General features: G+C 48.4%; 14 protein-coding genes. 9 read left to right on the forward strand and 5 right to left on the reverse strand.

The window, feature by feature from the left end; all coding sequences use genetic code 11:
• Positions 1-260: 260 nt before the first annotated feature.
• From JFN88_RS14705 to JFN88_RS14725, 5 genes are all read right to left on the reverse strand, one after another.
• On the reverse strand, positions 261-2489 hold the full coding sequence (locus JFN88_RS14705) for an MMPL family transporter (protein WP_199020042.1): 2229 nt from the start codon (positions 2487-2489) through the stop codon (positions 261-263).
• Complete coding sequence (locus tag JFN88_RS14710) at positions 2482-3822, reverse strand: NAD(P)/FAD-dependent oxidoreductase (protein WP_199020043.1); 1341 nt, start codon at positions 3820-3822, stop codon at positions 2482-2484. Before JFN88_RS14710 ends, JFN88_RS14705 begins: the two co-directional genes overlap by 8 nt.
• Positions 3819-4892, reverse strand: a complete 1074-nt coding sequence (locus JFN88_RS25005; protein ID WP_199020044.1) for a saccharopine dehydrogenase NADP-binding domain-containing protein — start codon at positions 4890-4892, stop codon at positions 3819-3821. The genes JFN88_RS14710 and JFN88_RS25005 overlap by 4 nt, the downstream gene beginning before the upstream one ends.
• A gap of 271 nt (positions 4893-5163) precedes the next feature.
• Complete coding sequence (locus JFN88_RS14720; protein WP_199020045.1) at positions 5164-5796, reverse strand: response regulator transcription factor; 633 nt, start codon at positions 5794-5796, stop codon at positions 5164-5166.
• Positions 5793-7142, reverse strand: coding sequence for a sensor histidine kinase (locus JFN88_RS14725; RefSeq protein ID WP_199020046.1), 1350 nt, complete (start codon positions 7140-7142; stop codon positions 5793-5795). The genes JFN88_RS14720 and JFN88_RS14725 overlap by 4 nt, the downstream gene beginning before the upstream one ends.
• Positions 7143-7446: 304 nt before the next feature.
• Here JFN88_RS14725 and JFN88_RS14730 point away from each other — a divergent pair, with 304 nt between their 5' ends.
• The 9 genes from JFN88_RS14730 to JFN88_RS14770 all read left to right on the forward strand — a co-directional run bounded on the left by JFN88_RS14730 (position 7447) and on the right by JFN88_RS14770 (position 19293).
• Positions 7447-8022 (forward strand): TetR/AcrR family transcriptional regulator, encoded by a 576-nt coding sequence (locus JFN88_RS14730; protein WP_199020047.1) that lies wholly within the window; start codon positions 7447-7449, stop codon positions 8020-8022.
• A gap of 177 nt (positions 8023-8199) precedes the next feature.
• Complete coding sequence (locus JFN88_RS14735; RefSeq protein WP_199020048.1) at positions 8200-9105, forward strand: NmrA/HSCARG family protein; 906 nt, start codon at positions 8200-8202, stop codon at positions 9103-9105.
• Between the two features lie 537 nt (positions 9106-9642).
• Positions 9643-11178 (forward strand): sugar ABC transporter ATP-binding protein, encoded by a 1536-nt coding sequence (locus tag JFN88_RS14740; RefSeq protein ID WP_199020049.1) that lies wholly within the window; start codon positions 9643-9645, stop codon positions 11176-11178.
• Entirely contained in the window at positions 11150-12157 is a 1008-nt protein-coding gene (locus tag JFN88_RS14745) for an ABC transporter permease (RefSeq protein ID WP_233167877.1), read from the forward strand. The genes JFN88_RS14740 and JFN88_RS14745 overlap by 29 nt, the downstream gene beginning before the upstream one ends.
• Positions 12154-13179 (forward strand): galactofuranose ABC transporter, permease protein YjfF, encoded by a 1026-nt coding sequence (gene yjfF / locus JFN88_RS14750; RefSeq protein WP_332908486.1) that lies wholly within the window; start codon positions 12154-12156, stop codon positions 13177-13179. Before JFN88_RS14745 ends, yjfF begins: the two co-directional genes overlap by 4 nt.
• Before the next feature lie 72 nt (positions 13180-13251).
• Positions 13252-14283, forward strand: coding sequence for an ABC transporter substrate-binding protein (locus JFN88_RS14755; protein WP_199020051.1), 1032 nt, complete (start codon positions 13252-13254; stop codon positions 14281-14283).
• Between the two features lie 152 nt (positions 14284-14435).
• Positions 14436-16187 carry a sensor histidine kinase gene (locus JFN88_RS14760; RefSeq protein ID WP_199020052.1) on the forward strand — a complete coding sequence of 584 codons (1752 nt, stop codon included), beginning with the start codon at positions 14436-14438 and terminating at the stop codon, positions 16185-16187.
• A gap of 14 nt (positions 16188-16201) precedes the next feature.
• Positions 16202-17410, forward strand: a complete 1209-nt coding sequence (locus JFN88_RS14765) for a response regulator transcription factor (RefSeq protein WP_199020053.1) — start codon at positions 16202-16204, stop codon at positions 17408-17410.
• Entirely contained in the window at positions 17407-19293 is a 1887-nt protein-coding gene (locus JFN88_RS14770; protein ID WP_199020054.1) for a substrate-binding domain-containing protein, read from the forward strand. Before JFN88_RS14765 ends, JFN88_RS14770 begins: the two co-directional genes overlap by 4 nt.
• Positions 19294-19336 lie beyond the last annotated feature (43 nt).

The following is a 19336-nucleotide window of genomic DNA, read 5'->3' on the forward strand; positions in this document are numbered from 1 at the left end:
CGCCGATAAAATCTAGGACGAGCAAGCTCACGTGTATGCGAGAGCTTGCTTTGTTTAATGAGACTCGCAGTTGTATGAACTGCCATAGAAAGTCATACGAATATTTTGGTTGCCCTGGATTATAACCGACCTGTTGATCGCGGTGCAGCAGAACAGCGTTCCGGCACTTGTACCGGAACGCTGTTTGCTGTAGACGAGAACGCCCGTGTGAGAGGTTAACCGTTCCGTTATGATTCTGCAGTGGTGCCCATCAGTTGGTCCTATTTCTGCCCCTGCCGAAACTTCGGGAACCACCAGTTCAATCTGCCGAGCAATTTCATTGAAGTCGGAACGACGATCGTGCGAACGATGGCAGCGTCAATGAAGATGGCTAACGCCAGGCCCACGCCGATTTCGCGTACGATTTGCAGGTCCGCAAAGTAGAAGGCGCCGAATACCGTAATCATAATTGCCGCCGCTCCGTTAATCATCCCGGATGTTTTCGAATAGCCTTCGACGATGGCAGCTTCGTTATTGCCGGACTTATCGAAGTGTTCTTTGATTCTGGAGACGAGCATGACCTCGTAATCGATGCTTAATCCGAACAGAAGCGCAAACACGATGACAGGCGTATTAATATTGAGCGGCGCCTCATGGGTTCCGGGTATGTTCGCGTATTGGAACATGAGAACTAGAAACCCAAGCGTGTTTACGGTGACGAGCAGGTTAAGAACGATTGCCTTAATCGGCAAGATGACGGAGCGGAACGTAATCAGCAATAAGACAAAGGTAAGAAAAATACTTATGGCGAGAATCATCGGAATGTTACGAATGAACTGCGCGTCGAAGTCTAGACCGATAGCCGTTTCGCCGGTGACATTCATCGTGTACCCCGGACTCATTTGCCTGGATATATCATCGCGAAGCCGATGAACGAGCTCCCGCGTTTCCGGGGAACCGGGAGACGCCTCTGGAATAACGTATACAATCGAAGCGCGTTCGTCTTTGCTTACGAGCGTCTGCAGCTGCTGTTGCGTATCCGAGGGGAAAGCGTCTCTCTGTATGTACAGGTCATACAGTTGGTCTGTAGTTGCAGCGTTTGCGCCATTAATGGTTGTTAGACTGATGACATTCTCGATATGATCAAGCTGCCCGATGCTTTGGCTTATTCGTTCAAGCTCTGCGAGACTTTCCTTCTCGTACATCGTACGGTCTTCGTTCCGAATGAGTATTTGAATGGGAAAAATGTTGCCTACGCCGGCGTGGTCGACGATCTTCTCCATCGCCTGCCTTGCCTCGCTGCTCACGGGCAGCTCCGTGTAAGCGCCGGCAGGTTCGTGAATTTCAATATCGAATACCGCAGGGGCGAATATGCCCGTGAGCACAATACCGATGAGCAGGAATACGACCGGATTGGTCATCAGCTTTTTTACGAACGCATTTTGGTTGGTGGTTTGCTTCTTCCAATTGGGCAGTTTGATTTTCAGCAAATCGATCTTCTTTCCTAATAACACCAACATCGCCGGAAGAAGAGTCAGCGCCAGGAGGAGCGAGACGACCGTAACGAGAATACCGCCGACCGCGATTGAACGGGCTAGCATGGAGTTCGGCACCAGCAGGGAGAAGAGGCTTATCGCCACGGTTATTCCTGCGAAGAAGACGGACCGTCCCGTCGTACCTATCGCGTTTACCGCTGCAACCCGTTTATCGGAATGAATGGACAGCTCTTCGCGGAAACGCTGGGTGACAAACAGGGCATAATCGATCGCCACGCCGAGGCCGAGCATCGTGATGATATTCGTGATCAGGATATATAGCGGCATATTGACGGCTACGAGATAAGCTCCGGCCGTCGCGACGAGAATGGTGAATATACCGATGATAAGAGGGATGAATGCGGCGACCAAGGACCGGAACACGATAACGAGCAGAAGAAAGACAATCGGAAGTGCGATGCTCTCTACCTTCGTAACATTCTGTTTGCCTATCGTATTCAAATCATAAGCAATTCCCGGCGCGCCGGTGATCTGGACGGTAAAGCCGTTCGAATCGGGCAGCCGTGGAATAATGTCACGCTTAATCACTTCTACGTAACGCATGGTCGTTGAATCGTCGGAAGTCATGTTGACATTGATGATCGCGGCATTCGTGTCCGCAATTAATAATGCGGGATTGTCGGACGAAAAGGCGCTTTCGATTGTGCCGACCGCCGGATTTTTCTTCATCTCCTCCTCTAATGACAGAATGTACTGTTTAAACGCCGGATCGGAAGGTTGAATATTCCCGCTCTCTACGAGTAAAATCAGCTTCTGCGGATATTGACCGTTGAATTGCGTCTTGATGTCTGCGCGTGCGTCTGTCGATTCGCTGTCCATGTTGTTAAATGCGCTGATGGACAGTTGTTCCTCTAATTTGGGACCGAGGAATACCGACCCGAGCAGAATGGCGATCCAGACGCTGATGACGATTTTAGGATACTTGGCTGCAAGAGAGCCTAAGGCCTTAAACATTCACCAATTCCTCCCTTTTGTTGGCAATCGAATTCGATGCTTCTTTCTTTACGACTTGCTCATAATCAATCGATGACAGATCGTGGCCACCGAACGGGTGCAGTATCCAATCCATGAAGACGCGGAGCATTTGCCGCCTTGACGGCATGAAACGAAGGAAGAAGAACAAACGCAGGAGCCAAGGAAACCAGCCTCTTAACTGAATGCCGTAGAGTTCGCCGATCCCCTTGCCGACTCCCATGCTCGCGGCTTGACCGAGTCCCGGATAGCGGAAAGGGCGCAGCGGCTTGTCCAGGATGGATCGGGCAATATTGTCGCCTGTGCGTTTGCCGTGATAGATGGCCCATAACGCATTCGGCGGACACGTTTTACCTGTCCGATAGTGCTTGACATTGGCGATATCGCCCCCTGCCCACAGCTTGTTGTTGCCGACGATATTCAGAGAAGAGTCTGTCAGCAGACGGCCGTCTTTGTCGCGCGGCAGGCTTTCGGAGCCTCTCAATGGCATAAGTTTCTGACCGACCGCCGCAATTACCGTTCGGCTGGAAATGATCTCGCCGGTCGAGAATCTCGCGCCTTCAGGCCCGATCGATTCAACCGCTTCCTGGAAGCGAATTTCAACGCCGTATTGCCTAAGCTGCGCGGTGGCGTAGTCTGCCAATTTATTAAAGTGCGGCCGAAACTGCGGGAGAAGCGCGGTCCCCGCATGTACCAAAACAACGCGTGGTTGATGATTTCTTAGTACCGAATAATGCTTCTTGGACTTGTGGAACAGTTCTGCAATCGCAGCGCATATTTCGACCCCTTCAAATCCGCCTCCGGCCACAACGACCGTTAGCCATTTGGCGATGATCCGTTCGTCCTCCTCGGCTTCGGCCTGCTCCATGACATCGATGAGATGATTTCGAAGTTTGAGCAATTCCCTCGGGTCTTTCAGCCGGAACCCGTTGTCCGCTGAACCGTTTATTCGCTCGTTATGATCCCCTGAGCCTAATCCGAACAGCAGATGATCGTAGGACACAATAATTGAGCGACTTGCTTCCCCGTTAATCCTTACGGTCAACGCGCTTGCCTCCAGATCGACCGCCGTCGCCTCGCCCCGTATGAAGCGGACATGCGGAAAAAGATTTCTGAGCGAGGAACGTTGGTGCTGCAACGGGATAATGCCGCCAAGCACTTCTCCGCTCCATCCGTGGTAAGCGTGATAGTTCTCGGTGCTGATCACGGTAATCTGGACTTCTCCCTTGCGCACTTGCCGGTTGATTTTTCGAACGATGGATCGGCATGCCCATACCGATACGTATCCGCCTCCGAGTATGACGACTCGAATCATCCTTTCACCTCGTTTGTTGGAATGTCATGGGGCAACTTCTTTCCGAATGAATGAAACGGTGCTAATGAGAAGCCGTATCGGCGGTATTTATGCGCCAAGGTTCCAATGTAGTTCGCTTGTTCCAAGGTTGGGTTGCCGATCGAAAAATGTTCAGGGTGACCCTCAAGCGCAAGCAGCATCGTCTCGGCCAGGCAGGCGTAAGCCAATCCACTTGGGACGTTGATATCGCCTTTGATGACGATTCCGTTGATATCTACCATAGCCCCGTCAACGATCATAATATCCGGACGGTGAGACAGCAGTGTCTCATCTGTATTTCGAGGTTGCGTGTCGTCGAGTACCAATGCGCCTTCTTTGAGATGCGCCGGCTGAAGCAGGTTGTCGCTGGAACTGGTAAGCAGCACGACAATATCCGCTTCACGCACAACATTCATGTCGCAGGATGTTCGTACGTCCATGTCCTTATTGATGTGTCTGACGGACTCCGAGAGTTTGTTAAGCCGATTCATATTTCTGGCGACCAGAATGAGATGCTCCGTCATACGGTTACTCGCGATCATTTTTACCAAGCAGCTGCCGACGCTGCCTGAGGCTCCTATAACTGCAATTGTAGGGGCAGGAGCAGGGCACCGTTCAATAAGACGGCCGATACCCTCGCAGGTCATCACCGCAGTAAGCGCATTTCCGTTCGTGATCGACAGCTCGGTGCGTTTCAGCAGTTTTTGTCCGCCCAGCGTGACCGGGGATGTCAGCGCCCCCAGACCGATAATATCCGCTCCCAATGCGGCCGCTTTTTTAATGGCTTCTTCAATCTTGGAGATGACTTTCTTCGGGGGCAATTCCAACATTTGTTTGGCGCTCAGCGGCACCGCGAGCACCCAACCGATGGGCTCGGACATCTGGTCTCTCAGGTAGACGTCCGCAACATGAAGAGGGGGTACTTGCAGCCTCTTTAGTCCCCAATCCAAAACGCGGTTCGGTATATATCGGAACGGCTTCCACGCTCTTGATAAATCCTCGCTGACGCGGGTTCTAGGATGCACTAGAAATGCGAATTTCCGTTGAGTCACGTTGCATAATCCCCCAGTGTGTAATATTGGATTCTCTTGCGATTTGCTTGAATGTGGGGCTTCGCCAATTTTCCGCATTTTTCGCATAAAAATCGCCTTTCGGCATCGTTTATCTACATTAAGCATTATCAAGCCAATCCTTTAAGCTGTGTACTCCTAACTTTATAGGACTATCATTTTTGCATTTCTGCACATAAAAAAGAAGAGGTGCGTTGCCCCCTTCCAACTCGACCTGTATGCGACTTTCTTTCCATGTTCTTTCTTCATTCACTTATTCGAGCAGCAGCTTGTGTATCTTCTGGAAGGCAAAGGCCGTCGTGGACGCTCCGATCTTGTTCAACATACTCGTTATCTGATTGCGGACGGTTGAGATCGATAGCATATATAAGTCGGCAATCTCCTGATTGCTGAGTCCTTCCTTCTTATGCAAATAGATCGTCTTCTCGCGCGGGGTCAGGTTAAAGGTGTCGAGATAGGATAATTCCTTATACTTGACTAAGGAATGCATCAACAATTGCATCGACTGATCCGCATCATGATAAACAAGCCGTATCAGGCTTGCGATTTGACCAACCTTGCTCTTCGTTATATAATGCCGGGCGCCAGCCACGACGGAACGTTCCATATAGGGATAATTCTCATTGGAAGTGACCATAATGACTTTCACGTGCGCATATAGTAATTGAATTTCACCGGCAATCCGTATCCCCCCGGCATAGTCCTCATCCTCACTCAAATTCAAATCGATGAGCGCAATATCGTAATGAGCGCGATCCAGTTCCTGCAAGCATTCATTCACGCTCGCAACGGAGGAAACCACCTGCATATCCGATTCCCGATTGATTTTATTCGCGATGAGATACCGCCAAGATTCCTCGTCCTCTGCGTGGATGATCCGAATCATACTTGATTCCCCTTTCGGATATAAATATTTACCTTCGTCCATGCCCCCTCTTCCGACTCAATGTGAATCAGACCGTTTTGTGCGGAGATATTGTTGAAACAGGCAAATAAACCTACACCAAAATTACTTGACTTATTTTTCGTTGTAAAATACGGCTCGAACAGCCGTCTACGATTGTCCTTCGAGATTCCGCAACCGTTGTCCCACAGAGAAATATAAACGTAACGGCCGTAGGTGCCGACCTCAATCCGAATTGTCGGTTCCTCGCATTTGGCTGTCGCATAAATAGCGTTATCAATCAGGCTGTATAGATCATCTGACAACAGCTGTAAATCACAACGTAAGGTTCCTGTAAACGCAGATGATATCGAAAAACGTATATTTCGTTGATGAAACAGCATAGCGCACTTTTCTCTCACATTATCCAGCAATTCTTCGACGGTGTGCACTCCTAATTTTATAGTAACTTCTCGTGTCTTCTTGTTCAGTTTTTCCAACGTGGCTGACATTTCTTTGGCAGATTGCTCGATTAAGTCTATGTATTGGCTTCTTTCTTCCTGATCAAGTTCCATCATTTTCAATTCACGTGCTATAAAAAGCATCTTGTTAGCTTCGTTTTTCAGAGAGTGATTCAAAATCTCCACACCGGAGGCAACGAGTCTGCTCTCGGTTTTCCTGCGAATAGCACTCAATCGAACCCCAAAAAAACCGGGAAAAAGGATGTAATACAGATTTAGCAGAAAAGCTATACTTACGGATAATTGCAATGTAATGCGAAAATACGGCCATTCTCCTCCGACGCCATGTAAGCTGAGAGGCAAAATAAAAGTGAAAAGTGCAAGCCAGGGATGGGGAACATAAACAATGATAATCGAAAGATAATGACTTTTCTCAAGCGATGGCGGTGTACGAATATATTTCAATACGATTAATAATGATGCGGAAATAATATAAAGCAACCAAAGCCAAAACAAGAACGAGTAGTTGATTTCATAAGAGGGCATAAACGATGTATGCGAGGCATCATACACAAGGGGAATGAACCCTGTTATGGTCACCAATTTACGAAGAATAGGAGACATTCGATATAATGAAATCGCAAGCATCAAAAATGCATATACCGGAACATGAAGGAAAATAAAACTGAATAAAACAAAGATTATGCCAAGCTGTCCGTTGCCAACCATGACTTCATTCGGCAAATAACGGGTACGTAGAATATCGGCCAGTACACCAATTGCTACAGATGCTAGAATAACAACAATCCAAAACATATTTTCTTTTTTAAGAAAAAATGAAAAGATTATAGAAAGTATGATTAAAAAGATTAAGACCAATGCCCACATCTGTAGTCCCCATATCCACTAATAGAATAAAATCGATTCAACAGCACGAGTGAAATGTGACATAAAACGACATTCACTGACTCGATTCTATCAAAAATCAGACGATTTGTAATCCATATGGCCTACTCGAGTACACCATAGGATCAACATAAAAAATCTTTTCCATTGTAAATTCCTCCGATAATTTGGAACTCCTTCAGTTCCGTTGGTTTTAACTTAGGATCCTAATCGTATTACTCGGGTAATGTATTACTTTTTCATGGTCACATGATTTATAATATTTACAAAGGAGTTGGGGCAGATTATGAGTACAAGAGGTACAACCAAAGAAGCCATTTTGAATGTAAGCATCAATTTATTTAATAAATATGGATTCGACCAAGTCACGATCAACCAAATTTGTAAAGAAATCAATGTGACCAAAACTGCGTTTTACTACCATTTTAAGTCCAAGGATGAGTTGATCACCGGATTCTTTTCCTTCGACAACATGATATCGAATGATGATTTATTGGATATTCTTTCAGTAAGCGATTATGCAGACCAGGCCATGAAAGCCATGGAAATTTATGTGAAGCACAGCGTTCGTTTGGGAGTAGAAATGACGAAGGAAAACTACAGAGTTCACCTTCGGAACCAAATACTCCCGCTAGATAAGAGCAAATCATCCTTATTGGGAAATATTATTCCCACTCTGATCCAGCGGGCCAAGGATGAAGGTCAGATTAAAAATCCGGCGAGTGCCGAGGATTTGCTCGATTCGATGTGCAATATTGCCAACGGTATTATTCTGAATTGGGCTATTATGGGGGGCAGCTTCGATATTCTGGAAGAAACGAGGAAGCGATTCGAAATTTTGCTGGTCGTTAAAGAAAAATAAGTGAAACAATTTGGAACGCTCTGTCCGCTCAGTAGAAGTGGTGGAGCGTTTTTTAGTTTGTATGTTTCCGTGTCAGCTCATCCTCCCGAATTATATTACCATGGTGTTGACAAAACTTTACCACGGTAATATAATTCGATTGTTCAATAAACTATATTTAGACTGGAGAGATTCGATATGGGGTCCAACAAAATAAAACCAATATTGGTAATAGGAGGAACAGGAACCCAGGGAGGAAATGTAGCCCGTGAGTTGCTGAAGCATGGTCATCATGTGCGGATTCTGACCAGAAATCTGGAGTCTTCGGCTGCCAAGGCGATGGCTGCCCTGGGAGCGGAGATGATACAAGGTGACATGGCCGATCCGGCATCGTTGGAACCAGCCATGCAGAATGTCTCGGCGATTTTTTCAGCGCAGTACGCCGACCCCTATGATCCAACGGTCGAGCCGCGTAATGCTGCAAACATGGTACAGGCTGCAAGGAAATTCGGAATTGAACAAATCGTGCACACCTCGGTCGCTGGCAGCAATTTATTTCCGCGGTGGGATAAATATGAGTTAATGGTTCAGACTTGGGAGAATAAATACGCAATCGAAGAGCTTGTACGTAATGGCGGTTTCCCATATTGGACGATTTTACATCCTTGCTGGTTTATGGAGAATTTTTTGGAGCCTAATTCAGTCTATATGGCACCGGAACTTAAGAACGGAGTTTTGTTTGGCACGATGAAAGCAGATACCCCGTTGAAATTGAATTCCGGGGAGGATACAGCCCAGTTCGCTCGTGCAGCTTTTGGGAATCCGGTGAAGTTTAATAGAAAGGACATTAATATCGCAAGCGACGAGCTTTCCATGACTCAGATTGCCCAAACGCTGAGTCGTCTTCTTAATAAGGAAGTGGTTTTTGAAACGCTTAGCGCTGAGGAAACCGTGAAACACGGCATGTTGGAGGGAACGGTTAATTTCATGGAGTGGTTAGAGGTCGTCCCCGGTTACGGATTTGATATAAATGAAACAAGGGAGTATGACATTCCGCTTAAGTCTTTTGAGGTGTGGGTTGAAGCGAACAAACATCGGTTTTAAATGATTTAAAGCGAATGAAATGGGCCTGGTGAACGGATGAAGGACATCGCCGGACGATACGCTTGGAAACGCACCGAAGCGAAAGTAGCCGTACCGGACTCTATGCCAAGATCACCCGCGACGCAAAGCCACGGTTCTTCTCACTTTTTAAGTGATCACCGCTAGGCTACCCAATTTGCAATACACGGCCTATGGGTCGTGTTTTTTTGGTCCGGAAGCGGCCATGTCAGTTCCTTGCGGTTTGCTATACTTATGTCCGTAGTAATTTGGCGCCTATGCGGAAAGGTGAAGCGAGAGCCAAGCCTTACGGATTATCGCCACCCCAAGAACATGATCCGAAATCAGCTTATCTAACTCGAGTTGTGCCCTTGCTGTGCAAGGGCTTTTTGCCTTTCCGTAAGCTCGCCAGATGCAATGGAAGCATGATCGCTGCGCGGTGAAAGACTGAAATGCTTAAAAAATGACTCATTATTCTAAATACAGCGGGTACCATCCCTCCTAAAATTAGAATTGAACAAAGAAAGAGGGTGAATTCGCATGAGTACCAAAATTCTATTGCAGCTGGAAGGGGTAAGCAAGGAATTTCCCGGCGTGAAAGCATTGTCGGGGGTGGATTTATGCTTGCGCAAAGGTGAGATTCACGCGTTGATGGGAGAGAACGGCGCGGGTAAATCGACATTGATCAAGGTTATGACCGGAGTATACAAGAGGGATTCGGGAGTGATGAAACTAAACGGGAAAGAGATTCAACCCAAATCTCCGCTTGAAGCTCAGCAACTTGGGATCAGCACGGTATACCAGGAGGTGAATCTTTGCCCGAATTTATCCGTAGCGGAAAACATCTTCATCGGGAGACAACCGCGCAAATGGGGAATGATCGATTGGGAAACTATGAATCGTCGCAGCGAAGAGCTACTGGCTCGGCTGGATTTATATATCGACGTTAAACAGCAATTATCCATGTATTCGGTTGCCATCCAGCAGATGGTTGCGATTGCCCGGGCAGTCGATATCTCCAGTGGCATACTGATTCTTGATGAACCAACATCAAGCCTGGATACGAACGAGGTCAAGCAATTGTTCTCGTTGATGAAGAAGCTGAGGGAGGAAGGGATGGGTATCCTGTTCGTTACTCACTTCCTGGATCAGGTATATGAAGTCACGGATCGTATTACCGTGCTCCGGAACGGAACGTTAGTCGGAGAATATAAGACGGAAGAGTTATCAAGAACGCAGCTTGTGTCCCATATGATCGGACGGGAATGGAATCCCGATGAGCTATCCGGAGAGAAGTCCAACAAGACGGCATCCGCGGAGCAATTCCTTCGTGCGAATGGACTCAGTAAAAAAGGTTCGATCAATCCGTTTGATCTAACAATTCGCAAAGGAGAGGTGCTTGGGCTTGCGGGCCTACTCGGATCGGGCCGGACGGAAATCGCACGCCTTATATTCGGCATAGACAAGTCCGATTCCGGCGTGCTTGAGCTCGGCGAAGAGAAGATCGCTGCCATGAGTCCTCAGAAGGCGATTAAATATGGGTTTGGCTTTTGTCCGGAGGATCGGAAAGTGGAGGGGATTGTCGGTGAACTGACCATTCGCGAGAATATTATTTTGGCACTTCAGGCGAAGAACGGTTTGTTCTCATACATCCAGACCAAGAAGCAGAAGGAAATCGCTCAGGAATACATTGAGCTGCTCAAGGTCAAGACACCCGGTACGGAGCAAAGGATCGACAATTTAAGCGGGGGCAACCAGCAGAAGGTGATTCTGGCCAGATGGCTGGCGACACAGCCAAGGCTGCTTATTCTCGACGAGCCGACACGGGGCATTGATGTCGGATCAAAGACGGAAATACGGAAGTTGATCTTCAATCTGGCAGCCTCCGGCATATCAATCCTCATCATCTCTGCTGAGCTTGAGGAATTGGTCAATTGCTGCGACAGAATCGTCGTATTGCGCGACCGGGTACAGATCGGCGAGATAGCTGGGTCGGATATGAATGAAAATCGGATCATGCAAATGATTGCGGAAGGAGCAGGGGTGTATGGCAAGTCTGGCGTCATCGGTGCGTAGAGTGACGAAATATAAAATCGTGTGGCCCCTCTTGGCAATGGCCATACTATACTTGTTTAACCTGATAGTTGTACCCGGTTTTTTCAAAATCGAAGTGATTGACGGACACCTGTACGGCAGTCTGGTAGACGTGTTAAACCGGGGGACGCCGCTTATCATCATGGCGATTGGAATGGCACTAGTCATTGCATTGGAAGGGATCGACATCTCCGTCGGATCTGTTCTTGCGATTGCAGGTTCGATGGCCATATTCATGCTGGAAGGCCACTCGCTTTGGGTGGCAATATTGGCGTCTCTTGTTATTGGCTTGCTATGTGGTTTATGGAATGGCATGCTGGTTTCTATTCTCGGCATCCAGCCTATGGTTGCCACGCTCATCCTGCTTACAGTCGGCCGGGGGATTGCACAGTTGATTACCAACGGGCAAATTCTTACGACGACGAATAAAGGTTATGAATTTATCGGTAAAGGCTATTTTCTGGGGCTACCATTTGCGGTTTACATTGCCGCTGCCGTCTTTATTATTATTTACCTGCTGAAGACGAAGACGGCGTTTGGTTTATTCCTGGAAGCGACCGGAGCCAATCGAAAATCCAGCGAGTATGCCGGGGTCAAACCGCGCGCCATCTTCATGTCCGCATACGCGATTTGCGGGCTGTTGGCTGCTACTGCCGGCATCATCTATAGTTCAAACCTGAGCAGCGCCGATGCGAACAATGCCGGGTTGTGGTATGAGCTCGATGCGATACTGGCGGTCGTTATCGGCGGCACATCTATGCGTGGCGGCCGGTTTTATTTGGGCGGCACCGTGATCGGCGCTATCTTCATCCAAAGCTTGACAACGACGATCTATTCGCTGGGTGTTCCACCGGAATCGATTTTGCTGGTTAAGGCGTTTGTCGTGATCCTCGTATGTCTGATCCAATCCGACGCGTTCAGACAAATGCTGACATTCAAAAGGAAGGTGACTACGTCGTGAAGGCTCTGCGTATTCGCGTTAGCAGCAATAATATTATCATTCTAGCGACACTGTTGCTGCTCGTGCTGCTTTATGGAGCGGGTTCGATGATGTATACCGGATTTTTCTCCATGCAGGTGTTTCTGAATCTTTTCATTGACAATGCTTACTTGATCATCGTGGCTACCGGTATGGCATTCGTTATTATAACAGGCGGCATCGATCTGTCGGTAGCCTCAGTTGTCGCGTTGATTAGTATGGTATCCGCCTCATTGCTCGAACAAGGGATGAATGCATATGTAGTTATGTCGATTTCGCTTCTTGTCGGTATCGCGTTCGGCGCCGGTCAAGGATACCTGATTCATCGATTTCAGCTTCATCCGTGGATTGTCACGCTGGCGGGGATGTTCCTTGGCCGCGGAATCGCCTATTTGATCGGAACGGAGAGCATCGTGGTCAAAAATGAAACCTATACGAAAATCTCCAGCTATAAAATTAATCTGTTCGGCGGAGGCTTTATCTCCATCAGTGTCGTAATTGCTTTATTGTTCGTGATCCTGGCAATCCTGGTCGGCCGTTACACCGGATTTGGCCGCGCGGTCTACGCGCTTGGGGGCAGTGAGCGCTCGTCCGTTCTGATGGGGCTTTCGGTAGGCAACACCACGATTGCAGTCTATACGCTAAGCGGATTCTGCTCCGCGCTCGGGGGCATCGTCTTTACCTTCTACATGCTCTCCGGCAACTCCCTGCATTTGATGGGGATGGAGATGGACGCCATTGCCGCATGCGTGATCGGTGGGATTCTGCTGACCGGCGGCTTCGGGTATCTGATCGGGCCAATGTTCGGGGTGCTCTGTACAGGCATTATCCAAACGATAATTATCTTCCAAGGCACGCTCAGCTCTTGGTGGACGAAAATCGTCATCGGCTTCCTCTTGTTTCTCTTCATGGCTCTGCAGCGATTGATCGTTATGCGAAAAGAGAAGGGCGGCAACGCGACCCAGATTACACGGAAAATTGCAAAGAATAACGTGAAAATGTAAATACACGCAAAAATGAAATCGGTATAGTGAAAGTGTAGCAAAAATCAACCTTTACTTGGAGGAATAAAAAAGATGAAAAGAAAAAGCGTGTTGGTTACATTGCTCATGCTCGTTATGGTTGCAGCCGTCTTCACTGCTTGCAGCAAAAACAATTCGGGGGAAACAGCAAACACTGGAAACAAGACTTCGACGAGCGAGACTGCGAACGGCGCAGGCGATAAAGACAAGAAGATCGTTGTCGGCTTTGCACAAATCGGCGCGGAAAGCGGCTGGCGCGACGCAGAGACAGGTTCGATCAAAGAGACATTCGGGAACGACCCGAAATTCGAACTGAAATTTTCCGATGCACAGCAGAAGCAAGAAAACCAGATCAAAGCGATTCGCTCCTTTATCGCCCAGAAGGTAGATGCGATCGGACTGGCGCCAGTCGTCGAATCCGGTTGGGAAACAGTGCTGAAAGAAGCGAAAGATGCGGGCATTCCAGTATTCCTGCTTGATCGTGGCATCACGCCAGGAAATGAAGACCTGTATGTCTCCTTCATCGGTTCCGACTTCGTGCTGGAAGGCCAGAATGCAGCGAAATGGATGGTTGATGAGTTCGGCGCAGACGCGCAAGTGAACATTGTGCAGCTTGAAGGCACTGTTGGCGCAAGCGCGGCAAATGACCGTAAGAAAGGCTTCGAAGAAGAGATCGCTGGCAAAGCTGGCTACAAGATCGTATACTCGCAAACTGGTGATTTCACTCGCGCCAAAGGAAAAGAAGTTATGGAAGCTTACCTGAAGAAGGACAAAAACATTCAAGTTGTCTACGCTCACAACGACGATATGGCACTTGGAGCGATTCAAGCGATTGAGGAAGCCGGATTGAAACCAGGCACCGACGTGAAGATTATCGGCGTCGATGGAATCAAGGCAGCTTTCGAAGCGATTGCCGCAGGCAAGCTGAACGTTACGGTAGAATGTAACCCGCTGCTTGGGCCTCAATTGAAGCAAGCTGTACTGGATTATAAAGAAGGCAAGGAACTTCCGAAATGGATCAAATCCGAAGAAGATGTTTACTTTGGACAAAAGGCGATCGACGCTTTGCCTAACCGTAAATACTAGGATGGTTATTGTCTAAAATTACCACCATTTGAATTTGCAAAAGAGTGAAAGATGCTCTTTTGCATTTTCGCTTTTTTCTTTATAATCTAGAGGATAGATGGTTTTTTTATAGACATTTACAGAATGGGCTGATCCAATTGCATGTCGGCGTATTGGACAATCGAAGCATCAGAGTCAAATTGCTTTTCTATTTCGTTATTATTATTTTACTTTCGATCTTGTCACTAGGTTTTCTAGGCAGTTATCTGTACAAGAACTCGATCGAAGAAGAGATGGGCTCCCACACGATCCAGATGATGAATCAAGTCAAGGATTACATTGAAAGTAATCTGAAAGAGATGGATCACATCATAGCCTATTTGTCGATTGAGAACGAACTCATTGATTTTCTAAAGGCAGACGGACGCGAAGTGGCAAGGATTGCTGATCTGGGCGACCAGGTTCGAAATAGACTGGCTATCTACGAGCGGGAGCGGCCCGAGATTGCCGGGATTCTTGCGGTCGGCCAGAACAGCGCGTTCGCCAGCAATACTATAGAGAGAATTGAACGCAATCCGCTGACAGATGAGGAATGGTACCAAATTGCGGTGAAGTATCCGGATAAACTTCACCTGTTCAGTCATCCAATTGGCCGCAATATAAGAGTGAATCAAAATTTAAGCGTCGATCAAGTTTTATCTGTCGCCAAAGCGGTCAGAGATCAGATAAGCGGCGAAGTGATCGGCGTTTTGTTAATCGATATGAAACTGGATTTTATTCGCAGCATTGTCGAATCGGTGTCGCTAGGCAAGAGCGGCTTCATCTTCATTGTAGAAGAAACAGGCGGTGTCGTATATTCTCCTGCGAACCACATCGTTTACCGCATTTCGAGCGATTGGCTGAAAGAAAAGACGGGCAGTCTGATCAAGCCGATTTTCGGCCTCGACTATCGGATCATCTACAACACGTTTGAGAATAACGGCTGGCGGATCGTTGGTGTCGTTCCGCTCAACGAGTCGCTAAAGGTAGTTTCCGATTTGCAACTGTCGATGGTTATTATCGCCCTGATCACGCTGTTTCTGGCATTCATCGCATCGACATTCTTCACCAATTCGATCGTTCGTCCAGTTGCCAAACTTCGCAGCTTAATGAGAAAAGTCGAGGAGGGCGAATTGCATCTGCGTTTCCGAAGCAAGAGGAACGACGAAATCGGGCAGCTCGGCAACAGCTTTAACAAGATGGTGGAGGAAATCGAAAATTTGATTAACCTGGTCTATATGGAACAGAAAGCAAAGCGGGAAGCGGAATTGAAGGCGCTGCAAGCTCAGATCAAGCCTCACTTTCTTTATAATACATTGGATACGATTCATTGGATGGCGCAAGATCGCGATGCTCAAGATATCGTCGAAATCATCGTGGCGCTGACCAATCTGCTCCGTATCGGTCTGAGCAAAGGGAACGAAATCATCCCGATTACGCATGAGCTTCAGCATGTCGAGAGTTATCTGGTTATTCAGATGGCCAGATACGAGGATAAATTGGCGTATGAGATTTTCGTTTCCGACGATGTCAAGGGATGCAGGGTGTTGAAAATCATTTTGCAACCGCTTGTTGAAAACGCTATCTATCATGGAATCAAAACCAAGCAAGGCCCGGGGAAAATTATGATCCGGTGCTTCCGTGAAGGCGACAATCTGTTACTGACTGTGGAGGACGATGGCGCGGGCATACCGGAGGACAAGCTTGCTTTGCTGCGCGAGAGCATTCAATCAGTGAAAGCGGTTGACGGCAATCAGGGCTATGGGCTTTTGAACGTGAACGAAAGAATCAAACTGTCGTATGGCTCTGCCTACGGCATCTCGGTCCATAGCGAGCTTGGCAAAGGGACCGTTACAATCGCGCAGTTGCCATTCTCAGGCACATAAGTGGGGGATTTAATATGTGGAAGCTGTTTATCGCCGACGACGAACCGAAAATACGAAGGGGGCTAGCGAAGGCGCTCCCGTGGCGGGAACTGGATATCGAGATTGTCGGCGAAGCCGAAGACGGAAAACAAGCGCTGGATATGATCAAGGAGTTGCAGCCGGATATAATATTCGTGGATATCAACATGCCTTTCATGAATGGGCTTGACATGATAGAGAGAATAAACGAGTCACTAAGGCAGTGCGTGGTAATTGTAATTTCTGGCCACGACGAGTTCTCGTATGCGCAGCAGGCCGTAAAGTTGAAAGTTTTCGATTACATGCTGAAGCCAGTCGTGAAGAACAAGCTGGAGGAAGTTGTCGCCAGAGCAATCAAGTCGTTGGAGGCGATAAAGCAGGATGCGGAGCGGGACAAGTGGGTGGATCGTCAGCTCAAGAACAATTCTGTAATGATCCGCGACAATTTTCTGATGAAATGGTTTGACGGGTTGCTGGATGAGGAAGACATATGGACAAATCTTGAGTTCTTCCAGCTACCATTGAAATCGTCTGTCAGCATGCTTGCTATCAAGATGATGCCAAGTTTGGATACGGGCTCTTCGCATCGCCTTTGGGATCGGGATCTGCTGGAGTTCGCCACCCAGAATGTGACTGAAGATGTCGTCCGATCGGAAGTACCATCATTCGTCTTCCGCGATATGAAAGGCCATATTGTGTTCGTGGTTGAAGGGGGAGACGAAGTGGAACTGGAGGAGCTTGGAGCCCAAATTCGTCATAAGCTAGAGACGATTCTCGAAAAAACGGCGATGATCGAATTATGCGTGGTACACGACTATCCTCATGGCATACCGGCGTCCTACCGTAGACTGGTATCGGGGTTGAAAGTGAAAGGCAGCTTGTCCCCTATCGTCGTCCTGGCCAAAAAATTTATTGATCGGGAGTTCCACCGATCGGAGCTGTCGCTTGGTGATGTAGCAGATGGCGTTCAGGTCAGCCCGACGTACTTGAGCAAACAGCTCAAGCGTGAGTTGGGGCTGTCGTTCATCGATTACTTGACGGAGGTTCGGATTAAGAAGGCGACTCTGTTAATGAACGATCCGACGATCAAAGTGTACGAGATTGCAGAGTCGGTTGGATACAGAAGCCAACACTATTTCTCCAACGCCTTCAAGAAAATTACCGGTGTTCCGCCGCTTGTGTACCGGAAAGGACAACGTTCATGAGACGGCGGATCTGGATATACGGTGCTGTGTTGGCGGTCCTGCTGGCTAGCGTCATGCTGATATGGCGCCTGATCCCGGCCGAGAATAGCGCCTCTGCCCGCAACGATATTCGTTATTTGATCGGCGTCTCGCAGCCTAATCTGTCCGAGCCATGGCGAGTGGCTATGAATGAGGAAATTCGTGAGGAAGTGCGGCACCGCGACGATGTGCGCGTGATCTTCACGGACGCCGCCCAGAGCAGTGAGCAGCAGGCGGACGATGTGAAGCGGCTGCTCGACTTGGGCATCGATCTGCTCATTGTTTCTCTGGACGATCCGGTGGCATTGACCCCGACGATTAGCGATGCGTACCGCAACATTCCCGTTATCGTGATGGGGCGGGACGTAAGCGATTATAATTATACGCTGTCCATCGGAATGGATAATGAGATGATCGGGAAGAAAGCGGGAGAATTTGCTCTGGAAACGCTCGGTTCAGCCGGGGGAAAGGTCATTGAGGTGCAGGGGTTGGAAGGCTCGCCTAGCGTGGAGGAGCGCAGCAGAGGCTTCCACGAAGCGCTGGAGAAGAGGCCTGACATCCAGATTGTCAAGACGTTGTACGGCGACTGGCAGCGGGATAAGGCAGAGGATTTGCTGACGGAGTGGCTGGAACGAAATGGTGATGTCGATCTGATATTCGCGCATAATGAAGCGATGGCGATTGGCGCTTGCCGCGCAGTGAGTCGCGCCGGATTGAACAATGTTGACATCATCGGAATTGACGGCGCCAATACGGAGAACGGCAGCGTCAAGCTGATCACGGACAATCGTATGACAGGGCTCTTCACAAGTCCGTCTGGCGGTAAGGAAGCGCTCAATTATGCGATCGACATTCTGAATAAAGAGAAGGGAATCCCCAAGAAAGTGATCTTGCGCAGCCAGAAGATTACTGACGATTCGCGTCTGGACACAGACAGCGCCAGCACCGCAAGTGTCGGAAGCGGCACGAGAAAACGAGATCCGAATAAACCAATTGTGATGGGCTTCGCTCAGGTCGGAGCAGAGAGCAATTTTCGGCTGGCCAACACGAGGTCGGTCATCACTGCCGCCAAAGAAGCAGGCATCGAGCTTATCATTGAGAACGCTGAACAATCGCAAAAGAAACAGATCGAGATCATCCGCCGATTTATCGAGCAGAAAGTAGATGTCATCGCTTTCTCGCCGAAGACGGAGACTGGCTGGGAGGAGATATTGCAAGAAGCGAAGGACGCGGGGATACCGGTAATTTTGTCCGATCGGGAAGTGAACGTAAGCGACGACACGTTGTGGACCGCCTATATTGGCTCGGATATGGTCGATGAGGGCAGGAGAGCCGCGCGTTGGATGACCGAGCAACTGACCGAAAAAGATCATTATCGTATTGTGGAATTGCAAGGAACGGAGAAATCCGCTCCTGCGGTTGGCCGCAAAAAAGGGTTTGAAGAAATCATCCGGCAATATAATCGATTCGAGATCATGGAATCTTATTATGCCGATTATACCTTTGAACAGGGAAAACAGAAGATGGGAGACGCGCTGCGCAAATACGGCAAACAGATTGACGTCGTATATGCGCATAATGACGATATGGCGCTAGGCGCTATTAAAGCGATTGAAGAATACGGGCTCTCTCCCGGGAAAGATATAATCGTCATCTCGATCGATGCGACGCGCCCTGCGTTTCAGGCGTTGGTGACAGGAAAACTGAATGTGGCTGTCGAATGCAATCCGCTGCTTGGCCCCCAATTGATGAAAGCGGTGAAAGATTTAATGGAAGGGAAGGAACTGCCGATGAAGATCATTACAGCTGAAGGTCTCTTCACGCAGGAAACAGCCAAGCAAGAGCTTCAATACCGTGAATTTTGAACGGGAATGACGCAAAGCTCACAAACTGCGAAAACTTAGAATA

Origin of the sequence: Paenibacillus roseus (assembly GCF_016424485.1) — a bacterium.
Classification (GTDB): Bacteria; Bacillota; Bacilli; order Paenibacillales; family Paenibacillaceae; genus Paenibacillus_D; species Paenibacillus_D roseus.

Bases quoted from the DNA above. Each gene is read 5' to 3' on its own strand.
- JFN88_RS14740 (WP_199020049.1), top strand. From the start codon at position 9,643: ATGAGTACCAAAATTCTATTGCAGCTGGAAGGGGTAAGCAAGGAATTT.
- JFN88_RS14730 (WP_199020047.1), top strand. From the start codon at position 7,447: ATGAGTACAAGAGGTACAACCAAAGAAGCCATTTTGAATGTAAGCATC.
- JFN88_RS14765 (WP_199020053.1), top strand. From the start codon at position 16,202: ATGTGGAAGCTGTTTATCGCCGACGACGAACCGAAAATACGAAGGGGG.
- JFN88_RS14725 (WP_199020046.1), bottom strand. From the start codon at position 7,142: ATGTGGGCATTGGTCTTAATCTTTTTAATCATACTTTCTATAATCTTT.
- JFN88_RS14745 (WP_233167877.1), top strand. From the start codon at position 11,150: ATGGCAAGTCTGGCGTCATCGGTGCGTAGAGTGACGAAATATAAAATC.
- JFN88_RS14710 (WP_199020043.1), bottom strand. From the start codon at position 3,822: ATGATTCGAGTCGTCATACTCGGAGGCGGATACGTATCGGTATGGGCA.
- JFN88_RS14720 (WP_199020045.1), bottom strand. From the start codon at position 5,796: ATGATTCGGATCATCCACGCAGAGGACGAGGAATCTTGGCGGTATCTC.
- JFN88_RS14770 (WP_199020054.1), top strand. From the start codon at position 17,407: ATGAGACGGCGGATCTGGATATACGGTGCTGTGTTGGCGGTCCTGCTG.
- JFN88_RS14735 (WP_199020048.1), top strand. From the start codon at position 8,200: ATGGGGTCCAACAAAATAAAACCAATATTGGTAATAGGAGGAACAGGA.
- JFN88_RS14705 (WP_199020042.1), bottom strand. From the start codon at position 2,489: ATGTTTAAGGCCTTAGGCTCTCTTGCAGCCAAGTATCCTAAAATCGTC.
- JFN88_RS14755 (WP_199020051.1), top strand. From the start codon at position 13,252: ATGAAAAGAAAAAGCGTGTTGGTTACATTGCTCATGCTCGTTATGGTT.